Source organism: Dyadobacter sp. OTU695, assembly GCF_038440355.1.
GTDB lineage: Bacteria > Bacteroidota > Bacteroidia > Cytophagales > Spirosomataceae > Dyadobacter.
In genome coordinates, this window is the sequence record NZ_JASATN010000001.1 from 505860 (window position 1) to 527830 (window position 21971).

Consider the following 21971-nt stretch of genomic DNA (forward strand, 5'->3'; position numbering starts at 1 on the left):
TACCTGACCATCCCTGACAATGCCTGACCACCTCACGACAATGCCTGACTACCTCTTGACAATCCCTGACCACCTCTTGACAATGCCTGACCATCCCAATGACCACCCGCGGGTAACAAACCGCCCCAATTTCCTTTTCCCATTACCGACGATCAAGCAAACTTTAAAACACTAAAAATGTCGCAAAACCGCCGCCAATTCCTGAACACGCTGGCTGTTTCCGCCGGGGCCGCAGTGCTTTCCAAGACGGCCCGCGCCGGGCACAATGCTGGTACATTGCCGCTTTCCTGCAATCAATATTCATGGATCACCTTTTATGCCCGTGATGGAAAGGATTGGGGGAAAGATCCGGATGCGTCGCTGGCTGAATTTGCCTCGACAGGCCTGAAAGCCTATGAGCCGGCGTTCAACAATGCCGACGAGGTGCCCAAGCTATTGCCTTTACTCAGAAAATACCAGCTATCGATGCCCTCGGTGTATGTGAATACGTCCTTACACGAGGCGGAAGAAGCGTCGAAATCCATCGGATCGGTACTGGCGATTGCGGATGCACTCAAACCGGCGGATACGAAGATCATTGTTACCAATCCCAATCCGATCCAATGGGGAAGCGATAAAAACAAATCGGACGGGCAACTGACCGAACAGGCCCGGAACCTTGACAAGCTGGGCGCGGAGTTGAAAAAACGTGGTATGACCCTCGCATATCATACGCACGACGTGGAGCTGCGCGCAGCAGCACGGGAGTTTCACCATATGCTGCTTGCTACCGATCCTAAAAACGTATCACTGTGCCTCGACGTGCATTGGGTTTACCGTGGGTCGGGCAATTCGCAGGTGGCGTTGTTCGACATCGTTAAATTGTATGGCAAGCGGATAGCCGAGCTGCATTTGCGGCAATCGAAAGGGGGTATCTGGCAGGAGACGTTCACGGAAGGGGATATTGATTATCCAAAACTGGTACAAATGCTCGACGGACTGGGCGTGAAGCCGCATCTGGTTTTGGAGCAATGTCTCGAAAAAACTTCGCCGAAAACGATGGACGGCGTGCAGGCGCACAAGGAGGATTTGGTTTATGTGAAGAAGGTTTTTGGAAATTGAAGTTATATTTATTCTCTAAGTCAACACACTATTTGTATGAGTAAATTTGAAAAGCTGATTTTGAAATTGCTGTCGGAGGAGTCTGATAACAATTTTAGTTTTGAAGAATTGAGGCTACTCCTGCTCAATCTTGGCTTCACAGGAAAAAATGGGCTCTGGCAGCCACAGAATTTTTTATAAGAGGAATATTTCGGAAATTGTAAACATTCAGCCTCGGGGCAATAAAGCAAAACCGTATCAGGTTAAGCAAGTCAGAACAATAGTTTTAAAATACAACCTTTTCAGCTATGAACAATAAATATGAATTGATCATGTATTGGAGCAAAGAGGATCAATGCTTTATTGTTGAAGTCCCCGAGCTTCCAGGATGTATGGCTGATGGTGCGACACAAAGCGAGGCATTGGCCAATGTGCAGCGCGTGGTCAAAGAATGGATCGAAACGGCGAAAGAACTCGGTCGCGAGATTCCAGAAGCGAAGGGCAAGCTTATTCATGCCTGATTCTTTCTAAATGGCCCAAACCGACTTTTTCAATATCTCCGACCTGCTTACCGAAGAGCAACGCCTCATCCGGCAGGCAGTCCGCGATTTTTCAGACCGAGAAATCAAACCTGTTATCGAGGATCTTGCCCAACGCGCGGAATTTCCACTGCATTTAATACCAAAATTTGGCGAGCTGGGCGTATTTGGCCCCACAATTCCGGCCGAATATGGCGGGGGCGGCTTGGATTATACGAGTTATGGTTTGATGTGCCAGGAGATTGAAAAGGGCGATTCGGGGATGCGATCGACCGTTTCCGTACAGAGTTCGCTGGTGATGTGGCCCATCTACGCTTTCGGCTCGGTGGAGCAAAAAAGGAAATATTTGCCGAAACTGGCGACCGGCGAGTGGCTAGGGTGTTTTGGGTTGACCGAGCCTGATCATGGCTCCAATCCGGGCGGTATGCAGACACATTTAACCAAAACCGAAGGCGGCTATGTGCTCAATGGCTCCAAAATGTGGATTTCCAATGCCCCTTTTGCACATATAGGCGTGGTATGGGCACGAAATGAAGAGGGCAGGGTGCAGGGTGTGATCGTTGAACGCGGGATGGAAGGTTTTTCAACTCCGGAAATCCATAACAAATGGTCGTTACGCGCAAGTGCGACGGGCGAACTGGTTTTTGACCACGTATTTATTCCCGAAGCAAACTTATTGCCCCGTGCCGTCGGTTTGAAAGCCGCATTGCAATGTCTCGACAAAGCGCGGTACGGTATCGCCTGGGGCGCTATCGGCGCGGCGATCGATTGTTATGAAACGGCTGTGAAGTATGCAGCGGAACGCATTCAGTTTGATAAACCCATTGCTGCATTCCAGCTGACACAGAAAAAACTGGCCGAAATGCTGACCGAAATTACCAAAGCACAACTGCTTGCATGGCGATTGGGCCAGCTCATGGACGCAGGTAATGCCACTACCGAACAAATTTCATTGGCCAAAAGAAATAACGTAGCCATGGCACTGGACCTCGCACGGGAAGCCCGCCAGATCCTTGGCGCCATGGGCATAACCGGCGAATATCCTATTATGCGCCACATGATGAACCTCGAATCGGTGATTACCTACGAGGGAACACACGATATCCATTTGCTGATTTTGGGCGCGGAGATTACGGGGATCGGGGCGTTTAAATAGTACTTTGGCTTTCGGCCGTCGGCTGTCGGCTGTTGAGTTTCATGTCGTTCGAGGGCTGATTGTTGACAGCCGAAGTCGAATTCATATCCGCTAGTTTTCGCTGCAAATCCTTACTAGTTTCCCTCGATCCGTCGGGCGACCATCCTGGCGCTTTTAAAAGATATTTCAGTTTCGTCTTAAAATCCACGGGCTGCATGAAATCTTCCCCGATGGCCTTCCATTCGTGGAAAACGGTCTGGGCCAGGCCGCGTTGCTCCATGGCTTTGGTAAGGCCGTACCGTGGCGGTTCGTTGGGGAGTTCTTCCTGAAAAGTACCAAAAATACGGTCCCAAATGATCAGGCACATGCCCATGTTTTTGTCGAGGTACTGAATGTTACTCGCGTGGTGTACGCGGTGGTGTGAGGGCGTTACCAAAATGTATTCCAGCCAGCCGAGTTTGCCCACGTATTCGGTGTGAACGATAATGCCGTAAATCTGCGTGATGGAATACATTACAATAATATCAGCGGGGTTGAAACCGACCAATGCCAGCGGAATGAAGTAAATGAAACGGTAAAGTGGCTGAAATACCGACGACCGGAAGCCCGTAGTAAGGTTGAAATGCTCCGACGAATGGTGCGTTACATGCACGGCCCAAAACAAACGGCAATGGTGGTCCACATAATGCAGGGTGTAAAAAGCAAGGTCCTCTGCCAGAAACAATGCCAGCCAGTACATAGCAGGATTTGCGATCGGTTCTACGAAAGAAAAATTGTAAAACCAGATCAGTACACCTACATAGGCGGCTCGGAAAAGCAAATCGATCCCGCCGTTCAGCAGCATGAGCGCTGCATTCATAAGTGTATCCCTGAACGAATAGGCGGGGCGTTCGGCCAGTTCGTCGTGTGGTGCTTTGTGTGTTAAAAAGATCTCAAGGCCGATCAGACATATATAAAACGGTGTCGACAGTTTTAATAAGAGATCCTCAAAATCATAAGTGCCGGGCATAGCAATTTCTTCAAATAGTAAACAAAGATAGTTGAGAAGGGAACCGTAAAATTGACCCCGTCGATTTCTAAGATTTTTTTAATAGAAACCGGCGGATTACTTAAACAGACATTCATTTGACAGGAAACCCCCATCGAAGGTTCAAATTTTCCCGGGTTTACGTTTTTAAATATGATAAATTGTTGAAAATGACTAATTAATCATTCGTTTCAGCGCTTTTCTGAGTTCTTCGTTCTTATGTCGTTTTTGAAGGATCACCGGCGCGGCAATGCGTTCCCGGCAATCGAATAGTGAACAGCGTTCGCAAGTCTGGTTTACCTCCCTGGATGTCAGGGCCGGATCGTCGAGAAATGCCAGCTTCTCCCGCGTCTGCTCATCGAGATAAATACCCATCGACACGCTCACGTTCAGGTTGGGGGCGGGCGACATCGGTTGGGCGAAACTCACTACGAGGTACTGGTCCTGCGTGTCGATGTAAGTCGATTTTTGCGCTTTGCACAAGATACGGGGCGGCTGTTTGGCCAAAATGATATCTCCCAGGTCGTTCAGGATTGTGAGCGCGACCCAGCGGCGGCAGTAATGCTCATCGCGAACGGTGTGGGGATAATGCTTTCTGGAGATGTGCATTTCCTTCGTCATATGGAAGATATTCTGCCCTACGAAGTTGTTGAAACGCGAAAAGAAGATCTGGTTAATGCCAAAATAGCGCGGCAGGATATTACTGAGCCGGTAGCAGAACGACTCCGGCGTGGTATTGAAATCGTGGATGAGCTGGATCAGTTGTTCGGGCTGCCAGGTTTTTTGTGCAAAAAAATCGGCGATGGCCGGTACCAGCAGGCTTCTTTTGATAATGATGGCACTACCGAAATAGGAAGCCTTGAAATTATTCAAAAGCTGCTCAAACGACTCCGCTTCCACGAGCGCCGTCGTATGCAGCCGGTTTTTCAGGTTGAGATACAGGTACCCGATTTCCCGTCCGTAGATAAACGCCCGCTGAACGGAGGATAGATGCGCATTGATCAAAAGGCGGGTGCCGTTTGCATTGGTAATCGTAAGTGATCGCACGGTGGCGAATTCGGGGTTCGCTCGCTCGTTGATCGGCTCGATCGTGTAATGGTACTGGTCCTTCAGGATGCTTTCAAGCTGTTGCTCGTCGAGCATCCGTGCCGCTTCTACATTGTGCTCCGTGAGAAAACGCTCTGCTTCCAGTTCGATGTCTTCGAAATAGTTGTCGTGCATTTCCTGATAGGTCCGCAAGGCCGAGAAATAAAACTTCTCGATCGACATATTGTAGTTCCGGGCGATCTCGATCAGTGTGCCGACGAATGCGCTGATCTTGGTGGGCGCGTCGGAAAGGATTTCGAGCAAATTGGCAGGATCTATACCGAAAAGTTCCAGTGGTAGTTCTGTGAGGACATTCGAGCTGAGCAGATCGGAAATCGGTTCCAGCCGTTTGCTCAGTTTTAAAGAAACAAGCGTGTCATAGTCTACGTCAATGGCGCTCGCTAATGCAAGGATCTTGTCGGATTTTGGATACTTCTTCCCTTTTTCAATTTCATTGATATAGGAAATCGACAACCCCGATTTCTGGGAAAGGTCGCTTAGCGACATCCCTTTGTCGAGCCGGAGCTGTTTGAGTTTGAGTCCGAAAACCAGTCTTACATTATCTTGATTGATAGCCACTGTGCTGATATATGAGCCTGATTTTGTGCGATTTTGCTTACAGGCAATTTAACGAATGAAACACAAAAGTAGAAATAGCCCAGCATTCGCCATTCATGCCGAACAAAAAAAGGGAGGCCGTTCACAAAGATTCCACAATGCGATAAGGAGGCACCTACGGAGCCGCGGCGAAACATGCGATATCCGATTGCTACAAACAGGAAGCTCCTCCGGAGCGACGTTTATGTTGTACGCGGAAGTCCGGTCTAAAAAGCTCCGGAGGGGCAACCAGTTTACCGGTCCTCCGGAGCAGCATTGAAGTTGTACGCGGAAGCCGGTCTAAAAAGCTCCGGAGGAGCAACCAGTTTACCGGTCCTCCGGAGCGGCATTGAAGTTGTACGCGGAAGCCGATATAAAATGCCCCGGAGGGGCAACCTGTTTGTAGCAAATGCAGGCAGGGAAAATTAGGGCTCGGGAGGGGCCTCCTATCTTCCCATACCGTCATCGGACCTGATGTGATCTATTAATGGGACAGACAATCCAAATCCGACCAAAAAACGCTATTTTTGCGGTTTATTTTGGAAAATAGAAAATAAACAAAGCTTTACCTTCTGATAATCAGGATACTGGGCGGATTTACACACGGTTGCCCGGTAGAAGCATAACAACCAACAGGATATGAGTGAGTACAGTCATCGGGAAATAGAAAAAAAATGGCAGGATTACTGGCAGCAGAACGGCACATTCAGCGTGTCAAACGAGTCGGAATTGCCTAAGTATTATGTGTTGGACATGTTTCCCTACCCCTCGGGCGCGGGCTTGCATGTGGGCCATCCGCTGGGGTATATTGCCTCGGACATCTATTCCCGCTACAAAAGGCTGAAAGGCTTCAACGTGCTGCATCCGATGGGCTTCGACAGCTTCGGCTTGCCTGCCGAGCAATATGCGATCCAAACGGGCCAGCACCCGGCCATCACCACGGAGCAGAATATTACCCGGTACATCGAGCAGTTGAAAAACCTGGGATTGAGCTACGACTGGAACCGCGAAGTGCGGACTTCCGACCCGAGCTATTATAAATGGACGCAATGGATATTCTCCGAACTGTTCAACAGCTGGTATAATAACGACACCGACAAGGCAGAGCCGATCGAAACGCTGACAGCCAGGTTCAGCCAGGAGGGTAATGCCAAAATCAATGCACCCACCGACGAGGATACTCCTGCATTTACGGCAGAAGAGTGGAATTCGTGGTCGGAGGAGGCGCAATATAAAATGACATTGAAATACCGGCTTACCTACGTCGCGGATGCAACCGTAAACTGGTGCCCGGGATTGGGTTCGGTATTGTCCAACGACGAGGTAAAAGACGGTGTTTCCGAACGCGGCGGTTTCCCCGTAATCCAGAAACTGATGCGCCAATGGATGATGCGCATTACCGCCTACGCGCAGCGCCTGATCGACGGCCTGGATACGGTAGACTGGACGGAATCATTGAAAGAACAGCAACGGAATTGGATCGGAAGGTCTGTTGGGGCACTGGTCAAATTTCCGGTGTGGGAAGAAAGGGAGGATGGAGGAAAGGGAGAAGGGAATATTCCTTCCTCCCCTTCATCCCTTTCCTCCCCTTCTTCCCTTTCCTCCCCTTCCTCCTACATTGAGGTATTCACAACCCGTGTTGACACGATTTACGGTGTGACGTTCATGGTGATCGCACCGGAGCATGAGCTGGTGGACGTGATCACGACGGCGGAGCAGCGGGAGGAGATCGATGCGTACATTGCCATGACGCAGAAGAAATCGGAGCGCGACCGGATGTCGGACGTGAAAACCGTTTCGGGTGCATTCACGGGTGCATACGTGCTCAATCCGTTCAGTGGCGAGAAGGTGCCGGTTTACATTGCTGATTATGTTTTGGCCGGTTACGGAACCGGTGCGGTAATGGCCGTACCATCCGGCGACCAGCGCGACTGGAACTTTGCGAAGCATTTCGACCTGCCCATTATCCCGATCCTGGACGCGCAAAAGGAAATTGAAACCCAGGCCGACGCGACCAAGGAGGGAAAATATATCAATTCAGGCATCATCAACGGTTTGACTTACAATGAGGCAACGCAAAAGTTGATCAACTGGCTGGAAGAAAAAGGAATAGGTAAAGGCAAGATCAACTATCGCCTGCGCGACGCGGTGTTCAGCCGCCAGCGCTACTGGGGCGAGCCCGTACCTGTTTATTACAAAAACGACAGCGAAGGCCAGCCGGTACCCTACTTGCTGGATTTGAATGAACTGCCGTTGAACCTGCCGGAAGTAGACAAATACCTGCCGACCGAAAACGGCGAGCCGCCGCTGGGCCGTGCGCAAGGTTGGGAACATGGGTCGGGCAATGGCTACGAACTGAGCACCATGCCGGGCTGGGCGGGCAGCAGCTGGTACTGGTACCGTTACATGGACCCGAAAAATAACGAGGAATTCGCGTCGAAAGAGGCGATTGCGTACTGGAAGGACGTGGATTTGTACATCGGCGGAACCGAGCATGCTACAGGTCACCTGTTGTACAGCCGTTTCTGGAATAAATTCATGAAGGACCGGGGCTTTGTGCAGGAGGAAGAACCTTTCAAAAAGCTGATCAACCAGGGAATGATCCAGGGACGCAGCAATTTTGTGTACCGGGTGAAGGGAGAGGATTACAGCAAGCCTGTATTTGTGAGTGCAGGTTTGAAATCGCAATATGAAGTTTCGGCATTGCATGTGGATGTGAATATCGTCGAAAATGATGTGCTGGACGTCGAGAAATTCAAAGCTACGCGTCCGGATATTGCAGGTGAGAATGCGGAATTCATTTTGGAAGACGGCAAATATATCTGCGGTGTGGAAGTGGAAAAAATGTCTAAATCAAAGTTCAACGTCGTGAATCCGGACGACATCGTGGAGCGATATGGAGCTGACACCCTGCGTTTGTACGAAATGTTCCTGGGCCCGTTGGATCAGGCGAAACCCTGGAATACCAATGGGATCGACGGCACTTACCGTTTCATTCGTAAGCTGTGGCGCCTGTTTTATACCGAAACCGGCCAGTGGCAGGTAAAAGATGTTCCCGCGAAACCGGAGGAATTGAAAACTTTGCACAAAACGATCAAAAAGATCGGCGAGGATATTGAAAACTTCTCGTTCAATACCGCCGTAAGTGCATTTATGGTGTGTGTAAATGAATTGGGAAGCCAGAAATGCCAGAGTAAAGAGGTTTTGCAACAACTGGTGATCTTGCTGTCGCCATACGCACCGCATATTTCAGAAGAATTGTGGGCCGCATTGGGTAACGAGGCTGGAATGGTGTCCAAAGCTGCATTTCCTGTATTTGAGGCAAAATATGTGCAGGAATCGGTATTCGAATATCCGGTGCAGATCAATGGAAAGGTTCGCGCTTCGCTGACGTTCCCGTTGGATACCCCGCCAGCAGAAATCGAAAAAGAAGTTTTGGCGGACGCCACTGTTCAGAAATGGATGGAAGGTAAGCCGGCCAAGAAGGTAGTGGTAGTTCCGAAACGGATCGTGAACGTGGTGATCTGATCCCGAGATTGAAATACCAAACAAAATGGCCAGCCCGGTTTCGGAGCTGGCCATTTTGCTTGCAGGTTAAGGCTGGCTACTTAATGGAAATCTGACGTTCGGTGCGGACTTCGGCTACCTCGAAGTTCTTTTCAGTTTTCTGACCATTCGCAGAAACTTCGATGGTGTAAGTGCCGGCAGGCAACTCTTTCACATTGAAAGTTTTTCTGAATTTGTCGGTATTGCGGTCGATAACTTCGCGGTAGAAGGTTGCGCCACTGCGGTTGGTGATCAGTACAACAGCCTTGTCGCTGGTGTATTTATCGATGGCGACCTGGATCTTACCACTGTTCGAGGCGAAAATGCCGGTTCCGAATGCGGCTGCTTTTTTGCTTTCCTTGTCGTCTGCGAAAGAGTTGAAAGCGAAGGTAGCAGCGATTACCATTGTCATTGCGATTGTTTTGATTGAAGATTTCATGGCTATGTTCATTTAAAGATGGCTAATAATTCCGTTTTGTTGATTCAAATATATGGGCAATACTAGGTACTATGTAATACAAAGTACATGAGTGGTAGCTATGGAAAATGAATGGCGGTATGCCGGGAATAACGATCTTTCGTAATTTTGCAGGGTATGACAAAAAAGAAAACCCGCTCCTCGGGAAGTAAAGTAAATTATTTGAAACCACTCCCAGCGAAAGGCTGGGCTATCATCGGGGCCATTGTGGTCGTGATCGGCGGGCTTATCTGGTGGAACGACAAGACAGACGAAAACCAGTGGGAGTTCATCAGTAAGTTCGGTATCAAGCTGCCATTACGCTATGCCGTGCATGGGATCGACGTTTCGCACCATAATGCGAAGATCAATTGGGATAAACTTAAAAACGCCCGGTCCGAAAACGTGGGCATCGATTTTGTCTACATTAAAGCTACCGAAGGCGCAACGCATCTCGACAGGCAGTTTAAGCGAAACTGGGCCGAAGCGAAAAGGGTAGGGATGAAACGCGGCGCTTACCATTTCTATAACCCACGCGTAATGTCCGACCGCCAGGTGGATAACTTTATAGGCCAGGTAAGAATGGAGGCCGGCGATCTGCCGCCTGTGCTTGATCTGGAAGTGAATGGCGGCAAGCCCGACGACATTATTATCAAGGGTGTTCGCAACTGGCTAACCCTTATCGAAGCGCATTATGGTGTCAAGCCTATTATTTATGTGAACGAGCATTACTATAACAAATACATTTCCGGGAATTTCGACGAATACCCGCTCTGGCTCGCGGGCTACTCGCGCACGCACCTGAACGACCTCGCGTCCGACGCGCACGTATTATTCTGGCAGCACAGCGAAAAAGGCTGGGTAGATGGCATCCGCGGTTTTGTGGATTATAATGTATACCTCCACGAGCGCACCGATTGGGAAAATTTGGCCAACGCTGAATAATTTAGTTTGAGTTACTTACGTATTAGTATCAGTTACATCTAAATGGCTGGTGCTATGAAAATCGTTATCCTCGTCCTGACTGTGTTGTTCTTCACCGGGTGTGCCCAACGCGATCCGGTCCGCGGAGATTCCACCGCCAACTTTACTGGAACCTTTAAATATGCCATCGCTTCACCTGGCGGCTTTGTTTCCAAATACACTTGGGTTGTAACCCCGCATTCACCGAATATGCTGAATTTCGATATGACGAAAGTGATCGTCCGGGGGGACGGACCAGAGATAGTCAGTCGCGATCAGGCGATGGAAGTGGAAATTACGGACGAAAAACGGCTCAAATTCTCTTACACTACTGCCCATGGTCAGCTGGTGCAGGTCACGGTGTTGGCGGCACCCAAAAAGCTTATCGTGAATGGCATGGCATTGCAGGGCGAAGATCTTACGAATGTGCCATGGTATGAGTTTGAGAAGCAATGAAGCGGGAGAAGGGGTTTTCCCATTCCTGACTGCGTAACAAAAACCGGATAATCAGGCAGGTATAATTACGCTGAAACGAAGGTAACCAGGGTGCTACTTTTGGTGAAACACCAAACTCGATGCACTTATGAAAACTTTTCGATTCTTTCTGTATTCCTTATTGTCTGTGACGTTGTTCACTTCCTGCAAGACAACTGCAATCCTTACGTCCAAATTTGAAAGCGAAACCGTAGGCTCGCTGCCTGCCAAAAACATTCCCGGAGACCCGGCGGGCGATGAAATCACGTACAGTACCGAACTACAACCGAGGATTAAGGTGACGGCGTCCGCGAATGCCGGCCAGAAAGCGGTTGCTTTCTCGGAAATCAACACGCCGGGGTTAACGGCCCATAATCAGTTCCTGGGCTTCAAAGGGATTTCGACGGATTTTACGCAGCCGTTGTGGTTCTTCTTCAATGCGACCCACTCGGGAAGCGGAGAGCGGCTTCTGATTGAGATTGCCGATGGTTCGGCAGGAATCATTACCCGGATGTATATCGATCAGAGCGGCCAGCTCAGTCTGGTGAATGCGCTGCCGGGCACAGAAGAGGTGGTAGGTAACATTCCTCCCGGCGTTTCGCACACGATTATAGTGAGCCTCAATTTGAGCACCAAAAAGTTTAACCTTACAGTCCTTAAAACGGGCGGGAATATTACATTGACGGACCGTCCGGTGTTGATAGGTGACATCCTGGCCTACGCCAATCCTGCGCGCCCGTCGATCTATTTCCGTTGGGAAAATGGTGCTTCGGAAAGCAGGAAATACGTCATCGAAGAGGTATTCATCAGCCGGAAAAAGCCCTGATATGTAAATCGTGCAGTGGGAGCCATCAATCGAATGGCTCCATTTTTTAGCCAATCGCATTATTTTAGCCAATGGCAGGCTCCTGCTGGCTCAGGCAATGGAAGCTGCCCTGTCCCCAGATGATCTCCGTGGCTTCCAGCGGAATGATTTTTCTTCCGCTAAATGCCTTTTCCAAAATATCGATGGCAACCTGGTCATGCGGGTTGTTGAATACCGGTACGATGACGCCCGCATTACAGATCAGAAAGTTGGCGTAGGAGCCCGGCGTACGGAAACCGTCGATAATGACCGCTTTCGGCATGGGTAGCTCGATGATATTCGGCTGCTTGCCATTCAGCAGCCGCATTTCTTTCAACATTTGCAGGTTGGTATTCAAAATGTCGAAGTTCGCATCGTTACGGTCAGTCTCGACGCAGGCAACGATCGTATCCTCATTCACAAAACGCGTTGTATCGTCGATATGACCGTCCGTATCATCGCCAACAATGCCGTCTTCCACCCACAAAACCTGCTCGATGCCGTAATAGTCACACAATATCTGCTCGATCTGGCCCTGGTTTAAATGGGGGTTACGGTTCGGGTTTAGCAAGCATGATTTACTCGTCAGAAGACTGCCCGCTCCATTAAACTCCACCGAGCCACCTTCCATAATGATTCCCGGATGGACAACCGGGAGCTTCAGATATTCGGCTACCGCGCCGGGCGTCCGGTTATCGTCGTCGTAAGGCGGGTATTTGCCGCCCCAGGCATTGTGGCCCCAGTCGACGATCATTTTTTCACCGGTTTTCGGATTTATGACAAATGAAGGACCGTGATCGCGGCACCAGGCGTCGTTGGTAGGTTTTACTATAAATTCGATTTTAGCAAGATCAACACCCGTTTTCACGAGTTCGCTGATGATAAATTGCTTCAATGCTTCGTCATTGGCTATGATCCCGACATTTTCTCCCTGACTGATCGCCTTGATGAACGCCAGGTATTGCGGCCGCATTCCGGCGAGCTTTTCGCCTTGCCATGAGGCGTCGTTATGCGGGAAAGTGAGCCAGGTAGCGCGGTGGGGAGCCCATTCGGCGGGGAAGGTAAAACCCAATTCGCGGGGTGTCGATGAAGCGGTATTTGCTGCCACTGGATATTTAAACTATTCGTTTTGCTCAAAAATGAAGTGCAAAGGTCGTAAAAGGTTTTGAAGCTGACCAAAAAAATAAAGCCCCGCGAACGAGGCTTTACCGGATTGCTGAGTAAATAAGAAAGTCAGTTGTTGGCGACCATCACATTGTCGACCAAATAAGTACCGTCCACTGTTTCAAGATTGTAAGCCTTGCTCACGCGTCTCGCATTTTCCTGCACCGCGCCCACTTTCCACGATGATACAATGCCGGTAGAAGGTTCATAATGATAAAGAATATCCTTCTTCGAGAGCTTTTTCATCCGTTTTCTTCCATGATTTGTCTGCACAAAGTGGTTTGGCGTGGCTTCGAGCAGCAATGCAGGGACGATCGGTGATCCGGAAGTAGCATTATCTTCCGCGGGCCGCAAATAGACCGCAGTTAAGGGCGAGGTAGGCTGATTGAAGACATCGATCTGCTTTACCTGAGTGGTCGTCGTTTTGCCGTCTTTGCAAGTCTTCACATGCTCGCCTACGCGTACGTCCGCGATGGATTTGAGGCTGCCGTCGGCCATTGTCACCGGCGCATTGGCCGAGAAATACTTGCACCGTTTGGTGCTTTTCGCCATCCGGATCGTCGCCTGCGACTGGATACTGCTGATGGCCGTAACTTCGGTTTGGGCAAAAACGGTAAGCGACAGGAGTGAAAAAATACTGGTGGTCAGAACCTTCATGTGGTGTTGGATTATGACGATGCCTTGGACATTTTCACGAATACCTTGCTGAGCACATTGGGTACCGCGCCGAGGGAAATCAGCACCAGGCCGGCGGTAATGAGCGTTGAGGTATGCGCGAAGAACGAACCCGAAGACAAAATTGCTAAAATTAATATCGTTGAGAATGGTAATGAGAATGCAAGTAACAACACGGCCAGTTCCAGATCAAATGTTCTTTTCTCCTTGGGCATCGCCTTGGCTTCTTCCCGCAGGTTGAATGCAGAAATATGCGCGAGGGGCCAGAAACTAGCAGCACTTAGGGGGATCACAATCGACAGCAGTACCATATTCTGATCGCTGATGTTCAGGACATAGATCATCCCCGCGCTGATGAGCATCGTGATGCCGGCGCGAAAGAACAGTATACTTGCAACGATACGCTTCTTGCCCTCTTTTAGTTGCACGGCCAAACCGATAAAGAGCAGGACAAGCGGCGTCATCATCGCGCTGGTTTTGTCAAAAATATCCACAATGACCGGCGGCAGCGTGCTATAATTGATTCCCAGGCTAAGCAAGATGATAGCGATGAAAATGAGCAGGTTAATAGGTTCCTGGAACATGCTTGCAAAGAGGCTTTTCAGCTTGCCGCCCATTTTGGTCTCCTTATCGTCGCTGTTTTTGAGAAACATATTCATTGCCAGAATGTACAGCGAAATGAGTACGAAAAACTTGTTGCCCACATCGGCTAATGCCGCGATAGCCAGACTTTTCTCTCCCAAAAACTCGGCGATGAACGGGAAACAGGACAAGCCCGGGGCCAATGAAGGGATAAGCATCATCAGGGTGCGGCCGGTAGGACTGTTTTTTTCAATACCAAACAATGCGAATGCGAGCGGCGCCGAAAAGAACATCAAAAAGTTGAAAACAAGCGTGACGAGCGGGATCACGAACATCGACGAGTCGATGTCGATTTTCATTAATGAGATAAATATCGTTGAGGGCAGCGCCACGGAGAGGATGATCTCCTTGATGCCGTTAGTCTGGTCCTTGTTTTTGAACTTGCTTTTGAGCAACAGTCCCAAGGCAATTAATAATAATAGCGTGATGGTTTTTTGTAAGGCGTCACTCATAGTCCGGAATATTTAATGGGTAATAGGAGTTTCAAGGATTAAAGAGGAGTGTTGCTTTCGCGGTGGTGTTGTAACGAGGTAATGGTAACGGGAGTGAAAATCGAGTATGATGTTTGTCACACTGAGCGAAGTCGAAGTGCGAGGCGATGACGCCACTATCCTTCGACTTCGCTCAGGATGACATGAACGTTATGCATTCAAAGGCTTAGCTCAAAGCGCTCAACGCGCCCACAAACGCCTTCATCTCGTCCATGGTACCGATACTAACGCGGCACCACGGTTTGTTCAGGACATCGAACGAGCGGACGGCGATGCCTTTGGCGGTCATTTTACCGAGCAGCTCCTTGCCGGGAATGCTGATCGGGAAGAGCACGAAGTTGGTGTATGACGGGATGTATTTGTAACCCATCTTGTCGAGATTTTCGTAGAGGTAAGTTTTTGCCTCGTGGTTCAGCTTGCGGGTATTGCCCTGGAAATCCTTGTCGTCGAGGCTGGCGGATGCCGCGAAGATGGACGTATAGGAAATGCCCATTCCGCCCCGGGTGATCTTGTTGATCCCTTCGAGGAACTCAGGCTGAGCGGCGATGTAACCTACGCGGATACCGGCCATTCCCATGATTTTGGAGAAAGTACGTGCGATGATCACGTTTTTCTTCTGTGCCAGAAGCGAAACCATGCTTTGGGTATCGGCGCCTACTGCAAGCTCGATGTAAGCCTCGTCCACAAATACCGGTACTTTTTCGGAAACGCGCGAGCAGAAGTCGAGCAGGTCCTGGCCCTTGGTGATAGCACCGGTCGGGTTGTTGGGGTTACAGATATAAACGAGTTTGGTATCCTTGTCAATGGCCGCTTCCATCGCTTTCAGGTCGTGCGACCAGTCTGCCGTACATGGAACTGGTTTCCAGGTTGCGCCCACCGATTTTGCCACGCTCACGAGCGACATATAGCAAGGGTCGGCTGACACAATGTTTCCGCCTTTCATGAAGGTTACCAATGCCACTTTCTCAAGCAGGTCGGAAGAGCCTGGGCCCATCATGATATGGTCGGCAGTTACGCCTTCTTTTTTGGCGATCTTGTCGATCAGGTCATACATTTCTTTCCATGCATAACGATTACCGTTTTTCACGGATTCTGCAACCGCTTTCTGTGCGGACATCGGTGGTCCGTATGGGTTTTCGTTGGCACTTAGTTTGGCAACGATTTTTGGCGCTTTGAAATCAGCCGGCAAGAAATGCTCTCTTACCATTGGGCTGCGGTAAATACGGCTTTCGGGATCCAGTGATAACGGGGTGTTTTCGAATGCGCCAGCAGTAAGGTGTGGGGCGACGGCGATGCCGCCTAGTGCCATTAAACCGGATTTTAACAGGTTCCGACGGTCGATTTTTTGATTCATTGGTCAAATGTTTAAGTACGTGACGATTAATATTCAGGAGTAAAAATCTTAATTCAATTTACAAATAAACAAGTCAATTTGGGCGTTTATGTTTCTTGTTTTTCAGTTAGTTAGCCTGTATTTGCGAGAATCGGGTAAATGCAATCCCCTTGTGGCTGCCCGACCAGGATATTTTAATAATGCTGCCAGCTTTTGGTGCTGTAACGCCCAGGTCCGCCCAGGTTTTGTCGAGTTTGACTACTCCCTGTGCATCGGAAGTAACCTCGCCGAGAACGGCGCCTGTGCGCAGGGTAACTTTGATGGCCAAATTGGGGACAGGGATGGAGTCGATGCCCTTGGTATGATCTAAAATATTGGTCTTGTCCAGTTCCAGTAACCTTGCCGAAAGCGTCAGTTTTTCGGCGGTAGCGGCGTAGGCAACGGTTGGCTCGCTGGCAAGGGGTGCCCCGAATGGTGCGCCGACGATATCTACCAGCACCGGAGCCACGTCGCGGTCAAGGAACGGATCTTCCTCCTTGCAGGAAACAAACCCGAGTGACAATGCGAGCAGCAGACAGGCGGAAGGGAAAAGCGATTTGATATTTTTCATAATCTTCAAAGTCTTTGAATTAGGAATAAACCATTATTTCTCGGCCCACCACAGTTTGGTCTTCATGTCGTCGGCACCTCCGTTGAGTTTGACACCGTCGCCCACCGAGGTAGCGTTCAGCGAATACTCGGAAGCAGGATAGTTGAACCGGGTAGGGAGGACGCCGCCATTGTTCAGCACCGCGCGGGGGTCGGGCGCTGGGAATACCGGGAAACCCGTTCTCCTCCATTCGATCCATGCTTCCACGCCTTGTCCAAAGAGCGAGATCCATTTCTGTTCAAGTACCTTTTCCTTGCTCACCGGACCTGCTTTCGCCATGTAGCCAGCTGGTGGTGTGAGGCCATATTGTGCAAATGAAGCCGTGATTCCTTCTTCAAAATACTTTTTGGCATCGCCGGTGATGTCGCCGTCGATGGCTGCTTCCGCGAGGATGAAATTCAGGTCCGCGTAGGTCATGATCACTTCCGGGGCAGCCGCATCGGTGAATGCTTTGCCGATGGTGGAGCTGGTAGAAAGGTAACCTGTTGCGATCGCGTCGGGGAGGCCATTGGCGTGGCCCTGGTACAACCCGTCCTTGTTCGGGTTGGCATAAATGGTAATGCGGGTGTCGCCCAATGCATTCATTTTGTCGGCCAGCGTTTTGCTTATATTCCAGTCGGTACGGCCGCCCTGGATCAGGATCTGGTTCCATTCGTTGTTGCTGGGCAGCACGGTGGTGCATTTCAGCGAAGCATTATCGGCATTGCTGGTGAAAATCGGGAATTTCGCTGCGTCACCAAGAATTTCGGTAAATATCGCTTTCGATTCAGCCGGTTTCTTAGCAGCCTGGCGGTTAGCGAGGCGCAGGCGAAGCGAGTTGGCGAATTTTTTCCATTTCAAAATGTCGCCCGCATACAAAATGTCACCCGAAATAGCGGGGCCGCTTACCGATAGCTTTTCGTTCGCGGTTTTCAAATCTTTCAGCAAGCCGGCATAAATGGTTTCCATCGAATCGTACTTCGGCGTGTAAAGCGGCTCGCTGGCTGTGCCCTGGATGGCGTCGGTGTACGGAATAGATCCATACATGTCTGTGAGCAGGGAGAATACCCAGGTGCGCATCACGAGCGCAACTCCCTCATAATTAGCGTTAGGTGAAGCAGATTCTGCGTTGGTTTGGTTAATGATCCGCTGAAAGTTGAGCAGGCCATCGTTGAAAAAACCTTTCCAGTTATTGGACAGAAGCGCGGGGGAGACGGTGTAATCGTCGCCTTCGTTGCTGTAAATGTTGCGGGTAAGATGTTGCACGTAGAGTTCGGCGGCGTCGATATTAATGCGCTCGAAGCGGTCGCGGTGGCCCCAGTAGCGGTCAATGGAAGATTCGATGCCGGTCGGCAGCAGGTATTGTGGGCCGATTGCCGTTGGGCTGTTCGGGTTCACGTTCATGCTGTCGAAATCCTTAGTGCAGCTGGTGATGCTCAATGCACCTGCCAGGGCTGTCATCCAGATGTTTTTATGGGTCAATATGCTTTTCATCTCAAAATGCTTTTAGGTCTTCAAATAATTTTGACAGGATCAGAATGACAGCGACAGGTTAGCGCCGATGCTGCGGGAGCTAGGAAGCTCGCCATAACCGAATCCTTGCTGGTTTCCACCTTTCGCATCGATCTCCGGATCAATATGCGGGGTGTTTTTGAAGATCATCCAGACGTTCCGGCCCACGAGCGAAATCTTGGCCGACTGGATTTTTACCCTTTTCAATAATGAAGGGCTGAAAGTATAGCCGAGCGACAGTTCGCGCAGTTTCACATAGCTGGCATCGAAAATCGCCGACTCGTGGTAGTTACGCGGGTTGGAATAGCCATAGAGCTGGTTGGCAGTCACGATAATGTCGTTTGGAACAAAGGATTTCGAACCATCCGCAGCCGTAACTTCACGTACACCCTGGCCAATTACACCTTCTTCGCGACCCAATGCAGTTTCAGCATATTGGCCTGTCCAGCGGGCGGTTCCGGTACCTTCGTCGTAAATGTCGCCGCCCATACGAACGTCCACCAATGCGCTCAGCGACCAGCCTTTATAGTTCAGGGTATTGAGCATACCTCCGATCCAGTCGGGTTGGATGTTACCCAGTTTTTGTCCGGCGGCTGTCAATGGCAGACCATTGGCCCCATAAATTACCTGTCCGTTATGTTTTTGAAAACCGACGCCGTAGAATGTGCCGTATGGCTGCCCCACGCGTGCTTCCGATGACATACCGCGTTGGGTCGCAAGCGTGTAGGTTGTGAGACCTTCCGCGAGTTCAACTACTTTGTTGCGGTTACGGGCCCAGTTGAGCGACACATCCCAGCTGAAACCGCCCGGCAGTTTCACAGGAGTTCCGCTGATCGCTATTTCGACCCCTTTGTTGGTGATCTTACCGGCATTCAGGATGCGGGTATTATAGCCGCTCGCTTTGGAAATTTCCACGCCGAGGATCTGGTCTTTGGTAGTCTGGCTGTAATAGGTTACATCCAAACCGATTTTGCCTTTCAAGAAACGCAGGTCGGCACCGAGCTCAAGGCCGGTTGTGATTTCAGGTTTCAGGCCGCTGTTAGCGATCTCGATGTTTTCAGAGAACTTCGGCACAGAGCCGTTCCACGAGCCTTTTGCGAGAAATGTTTGTGCCAATTGGTAAGGTGTAGCGTCGTTACCTACTTGCGCATAGCTCGCGCGAACTTTACCGAATGTGAACACATTGCTTTTGACATCAAACAACTCTGTCAGGACTGCGCTCAAAGATGCCGAAGGGTAGAAGTAGGAGCGCGCATTCGCAGGCAGCGTGCTCGACCAGTCGTTACGGGCTGTCAGGTCGAGGAACAATGCGTCTTTCCACGAAAGGTTAGCCGTTCCGAACAAGCTTTGCGTTTCCGATTTTCTGATCTCCGACTCGATCGTATTCTGGCTTGGTACTGAGTTTCCGGCATTATAGAGGCCATCCACTACCATTTCACCTACATAGAAATAGTTTCTTTTGTAGTAGTTGGTGCGCTTGATGCCGCCGACCTGCACATTCAATCCGAAATCCGCATTGATATTCTTATTGTAGGTCAGCATGAAATCCGAGTTCGTTTCCTGGCTGCGGAGGACTTCTTCCGAGTAGCGTCCGGGCGTGCGCACGCCGTTGCGGACACGCAGGAAGTTGGATACGTTAATCCGCGTATCCGACCAGTAATCGGTCCCGCTGCGGATCATCAGGCTTAGCGAAGGCAATATCTTGTAGTTCAATGCGATGTTACCCAGCAACCTGTCCTTCTCGTTACTTTGTGGGAGCCTCTTTTGTGAGAAATAGGGGTTAGTAAAGAACGTATGTTGCCAGTTAGGCGGGTCGGTGTCGTTGCCGCGCTGGTTGTGCACATCCATATAGCTCTCATAATCACGCAACTGCTCCCAGGAAACATGGCGGTGCGACCAGATGAACTCCTGTCCGCTGCCGTAGCTCTTATTGTCCGAACCCGATTTAATGTACTCGCCCGACAATGTAACGCTCAGGTTTTTAGTCAAGTTATAGCCCGAGTTGATACGGAAGTTGTTCCGGTGGAAATCATTGTAGTACATAATGCCCGTCTGGTCCACACGGCTCAGCCCGAGGCGGAAATAGCCTTTGTCGTTACCGCCATTCAATGCGATGCTGTTGGTGGTCGTGCGACCGGTATTCCAGTACTCTTCCCAGTTGTTGGGCTGGGGAGTCAGTGGTGCAACATCGTCACCAGTCCACCACTGTCTCACCAGACGCCCGTCCATCGGAGCTCCCCAGCTTTCATCGGTCCCCTCTGATCCTGCGAGAGGATATCTTGCGTCGTAAACGGCGCGGTATTGCGCAATTTCTGCCGGATCGGTGATGTTGCCGCTCCATCCGTCGGTATACCAGGTGCGATAGCCATTACCGCCACCATAAGTGTTCTGAAAGTTCGGTTTAATCCACGGACGTTCGAAAGTGATGTTGGAGTTGATGTCCACACCGAGTCCTTTCGTGCCCTGGCCGTTTTTAGTAGTAATCAAAATAACGCCGTTGGCAGCGCGCGAGCCGTACAATGCAGCCGCGTTCGGTCCTTTGAGGACGGACATTTCCTTGATATTGTCGGGGTTGATCTCCGAAATACCGCCGCCCCACGTTTTGCTCGCTGTCTGTTCCATAGGTACACCGTCGATAACGATCAGCGGCTGGTTGTTGCCCGATACGGACGACGCCCCGCGGATCTGAATGGTAGAACCACTGCCCGGGCCGCCATTGGATTGAACGCGTACCCCGGCTATTTTACCCGAAAGTGCATTGGCGACGTTCGTTGAACGCGATTCGGTCAATGCGCTTCCTTTTACTTCCTGTACTGTATATCCTAATGCCTTCTTTTCGCGCTCGATACCGAATGCGGTTACAACCACCTCGGCAAGCTGTCGCGTGTCGGCGTCCAGTTTGATGTCGAATTTAGTTTGGTTCCCGATCGGCATTTCTTTGATCAGGAAGCCCACGTATGAGATGACGAGCACGCCGTCACCCGGAACCGAAAAGCTGAAATTGCCGTCAGCATCAGCATTTGTACCTACATTGGTGCCTTTATAAATGATTGACGCGCCTGCAAGTCCGAGACCATCTTCGGCTGCTGTTACCTTACCGGACAGTTGCCGCACTTGTGCGAAAACGACCGGAGAACACAGACAAGCCCATATAAATAAGAGTAGAACTTTACGCATGGGGAATCAGAGTTAAATTGTTAGGTGGTAGTAGGAGGAGAAAAAGTTATGGCTGTGTGGCGTCCACACTTCCGTGCGCCGCACACACTTTCGCGTGGACAGAACAACACAGCCATAAGCTTGCAACACTGCTTTTCCGGAAAGCAATACCCTCTTTAATCGAGGACAAACAGTTCGAACAGTTTCGGTAAGGCCCATAGAAAAGCCAGACGTCGACAAGCGGTGTTTGTCCACGGTGTTAAGAAACATGTATTAAAAAAATTATATTGTGTTGGAGCGTAAGCTACCAGGTGGCCACGATTTGGCCTGCCTCGTTTTCAGTAAGCCCCTCTCAACACGGTAAGATATATTCATGTGCGGCTGGAATATATCCTCGGTTTAGAAGTTCTGTCATTCGTTTAATGACTTTTCAAATATACTGACAATGTCAAATAATGCAAGAGATTAGATTTAAAAATTGAAGTTTTTTGCAATAAAAATTGGTCATTTAAAATCAATACAGACTATTATTGTAATAATTCGATAAATAGTTTTACTAATCCGATTTTTATCGTTTCCTACTGAATTTGTAGATTAATGCCTTCATTTTGCCTCTCTAATT

The 21971-nt window shown here is 49.9% G+C and carries 17 protein-coding genes; 7 read left to right on the forward strand and 10 right to left on the reverse strand.

The annotated features are described in order from the left end of the window. Positions 1–177: 177 nt before the first annotated feature. The 3 genes from AAHB90_RS02235 to AAHB90_RS02245 all read left to right on the forward strand — a co-directional run bounded on the left by AAHB90_RS02235 (position 178) and on the right by AAHB90_RS02245 (position 2775). On the forward strand, positions 178–1101 hold the full coding sequence (locus AAHB90_RS02235; protein ID WP_342083271.1) for a sugar phosphate isomerase/epimerase family protein: 924 nt from the start codon (positions 178–180) through the stop codon (positions 1099–1101). A gap of 287 nt (positions 1102–1388) precedes the next feature. After that, positions 1389–1601, forward strand: coding sequence for a type II toxin-antitoxin system HicB family antitoxin (locus tag AAHB90_RS02240; RefSeq protein ID WP_342083272.1), 213 nt, complete (start codon positions 1389–1391; stop codon positions 1599–1601). A gap of 10 nt (positions 1602–1611) precedes the next feature. Next, complete coding sequence (locus tag AAHB90_RS02245) at positions 1612–2775, forward strand: acyl-CoA dehydrogenase family protein (protein WP_342083273.1); 1164 nt, start codon at positions 1612–1614, stop codon at positions 2773–2775. On the opposite strand, the gene AAHB90_RS02250 is transcribed toward AAHB90_RS02245, so the two are convergent. Together AAHB90_RS02250 and AAHB90_RS02255 are read right to left on the reverse strand one after the other, a co-directional pair. After that, the gene (locus AAHB90_RS02250; RefSeq protein ID WP_342083274.1) at positions 2768–3763 is read right to left on the reverse strand and encodes a sterol desaturase family protein; all 996 of its coding nucleotides are present in this window, start codon (positions 3761–3763) and stop codon (positions 2768–2770) included. The two genes, AAHB90_RS02245 and AAHB90_RS02250, sit on opposite strands and share 8 nt — an antisense overlap. A 192-nt stretch (positions 3764–3955) precedes the next feature. Next, positions 3956–5446: a helix-turn-helix domain-containing protein gene (locus tag AAHB90_RS02255; protein WP_342083275.1), complete on the reverse strand. Its 1491-nt coding sequence runs from the start codon at positions 5444–5446 to the stop codon at positions 3956–3958. Positions 5447–6103: 657 nt separating this feature from the next. Between AAHB90_RS02255 and leuS the strand changes: the two genes are divergently transcribed. After that, a complete protein-coding gene (gene leuS / locus AAHB90_RS02260) occupies positions 6104–8992 on the forward strand; it encodes a leucine--tRNA ligase (protein ID WP_342083276.1) in 2889 nt (962 codons plus the stop codon). A gap of 76 nt (positions 8993–9068) precedes the next feature. Here leuS and AAHB90_RS02265 read toward each other — a convergent pair whose 3' ends face one another. Continuing rightward, complete coding sequence (locus tag AAHB90_RS02265; RefSeq protein ID WP_342083277.1) at positions 9069–9449, reverse strand: hypothetical protein; 381 nt, start codon at positions 9447–9449, stop codon at positions 9069–9071. Positions 9450–9605: 156 nt separating this feature from the next. On the opposite strand from AAHB90_RS02265, the gene AAHB90_RS02270 reads away from it, so the two are divergent. The 3 genes from AAHB90_RS02270 to AAHB90_RS02280 all read left to right on the forward strand — a co-directional run bounded on the left by AAHB90_RS02270 (position 9606) and on the right by AAHB90_RS02280 (position 11730). Next, complete coding sequence (locus AAHB90_RS02270; RefSeq protein WP_342083278.1) at positions 9606–10412, forward strand: glycoside hydrolase family 25 protein; 807 nt, start codon at positions 9606–9608, stop codon at positions 10410–10412. A 54-nt stretch (positions 10413–10466) separates the two neighbouring features. Next, positions 10467–10886, forward strand: a complete 420-nt coding sequence (locus AAHB90_RS02275; RefSeq protein ID WP_342083279.1) for a hypothetical protein — start codon at positions 10467–10469, stop codon at positions 10884–10886. Positions 10887–11013: 127 nt separating this feature from the next. After that, on the forward strand, positions 11014–11730 hold the full coding sequence (locus tag AAHB90_RS02280) for a hypothetical protein (RefSeq protein ID WP_342083280.1): 717 nt from the start codon (positions 11014–11016) through the stop codon (positions 11728–11730). A 64-nt stretch (positions 11731–11794) separates the two neighbouring features. Here AAHB90_RS02280 and AAHB90_RS02285 read toward each other — a convergent pair whose 3' ends face one another. From AAHB90_RS02285 to AAHB90_RS02315, 7 genes are all read right to left on the reverse strand, one after another. Next, entirely contained in the window at positions 11795–12856 is a 1062-nt protein-coding gene (locus AAHB90_RS02285) for an agmatine deiminase family protein (protein WP_342083281.1), read from the reverse strand. A 125-nt stretch (positions 12857–12981) separates the two neighbouring features. Further along, the gene (locus AAHB90_RS02290; RefSeq protein ID WP_342083282.1) at positions 12982–13569 is read right to left on the reverse strand and encodes a Hint domain-containing protein; all 588 of its coding nucleotides are present in this window, start codon (positions 13567–13569) and stop codon (positions 12982–12984) included. A gap of 11 nt (positions 13570–13580) precedes the next feature. Further along, positions 13581–14681, reverse strand: a complete 1101-nt coding sequence (locus tag AAHB90_RS02295) for a hypothetical protein (RefSeq protein WP_342083283.1) — start codon at positions 14679–14681, stop codon at positions 13581–13583. Between the two features lie 205 nt (positions 14682–14886). Next, positions 14887–16074 (reverse strand): pyridoxal phosphate-dependent aminotransferase, encoded by a 1188-nt coding sequence (locus AAHB90_RS02300; protein WP_342083284.1) that lies wholly within the window; start codon positions 16072–16074, stop codon positions 14887–14889. 106 nt (positions 16075–16180) lie between these two features. Next, positions 16181–16663, reverse strand: coding sequence for a hypothetical protein (locus AAHB90_RS02305; protein ID WP_342083285.1), 483 nt, complete (start codon positions 16661–16663; stop codon positions 16181–16183). Positions 16664–16696: 33 nt separating this feature from the next. Beyond that, the gene (locus AAHB90_RS02310) at positions 16697–18175 is read right to left on the reverse strand and encodes a SusD/RagB family nutrient-binding outer membrane lipoprotein (protein ID WP_342083286.1); all 1479 of its coding nucleotides are present in this window, start codon (positions 18173–18175) and stop codon (positions 16697–16699) included. 39 nt (positions 18176–18214) lie between these two features. Next, positions 18215–21370 carry a SusC/RagA family TonB-linked outer membrane protein gene (locus tag AAHB90_RS02315; protein WP_342083287.1) on the reverse strand — a complete coding sequence of 1052 codons (3156 nt, stop codon included), beginning with the start codon at positions 21368–21370 and terminating at the stop codon, positions 18215–18217. Positions 21371–21971: the final 601 nt, after the last annotated feature.

Coding starts and splice junctions, on each gene's coding strand:
- AAHB90_RS02275 (WP_342083279.1), top strand. CDS start 10,467: ATGAAAATCGTTATCCTCGTCCTGACTGTGTTGTTCTTCACCGGGTGT.
- AAHB90_RS02295 (WP_342083283.1), bottom strand. CDS start 14,681: ATGAGTGACGCCTTACAAAAAACCATCACGCTATTATTATTAATTGCC.
- AAHB90_RS02300 (WP_342083284.1), bottom strand. CDS start 16,074: ATGAATCAAAAAATCGACCGTCGGAACCTGTTAAAATCCGGTTTAATG.
- AAHB90_RS02245 (WP_342083273.1), top strand. CDS start 1,612: ATGGCCCAAACCGACTTTTTCAATATCTCCGACCTGCTTACCGAAGAG.
- AAHB90_RS02305 (WP_342083285.1), bottom strand. CDS start 16,663: ATGAAAAATATCAAATCGCTTTTCCCTTCCGCCTGTCTGCTGCTCGCA.
- AAHB90_RS02235 (WP_342083271.1), top strand. CDS start 178: ATGTCGCAAAACCGCCGCCAATTCCTGAACACGCTGGCTGTTTCCGCC.
- AAHB90_RS02250 (WP_342083274.1), bottom strand. CDS start 3,763: ATGCCCGGCACTTATGATTTTGAGGATCTCTTATTAAAACTGTCGACA.
- AAHB90_RS02280 (WP_342083280.1), top strand. CDS start 11,014: ATGAAAACTTTTCGATTCTTTCTGTATTCCTTATTGTCTGTGACGTTG.
- AAHB90_RS02315 (WP_342083287.1), bottom strand. CDS start 21,370: ATGCGTAAAGTTCTACTCTTATTTATATGGGCTTGTCTGTGTTCTCCG.
- AAHB90_RS02310 (WP_342083286.1), bottom strand. CDS start 18,175: ATGAAAAGCATATTGACCCATAAAAACATCTGGATGACAGCCCTGGCA.
- AAHB90_RS02290 (WP_342083282.1), bottom strand. CDS start 13,569: ATGAAGGTTCTGACCACCAGTATTTTTTCACTCCTGTCGCTTACCGTT.
- leuS (WP_342083276.1), top strand. CDS start 6,104: ATGAGTGAGTACAGTCATCGGGAAATAGAAAAAAAATGGCAGGATTAC.
- AAHB90_RS02240 (WP_342083272.1), top strand. CDS start 1,389: ATGAACAATAAATATGAATTGATCATGTATTGGAGCAAAGAGGATCAA.
- AAHB90_RS02270 (WP_342083278.1), top strand. CDS start 9,606: ATGACAAAAAAGAAAACCCGCTCCTCGGGAAGTAAAGTAAATTATTTG.
- AAHB90_RS02265 (WP_342083277.1), bottom strand. CDS start 9,449: ATGAAATCTTCAATCAAAACAATCGCAATGACAATGGTAATCGCTGCT.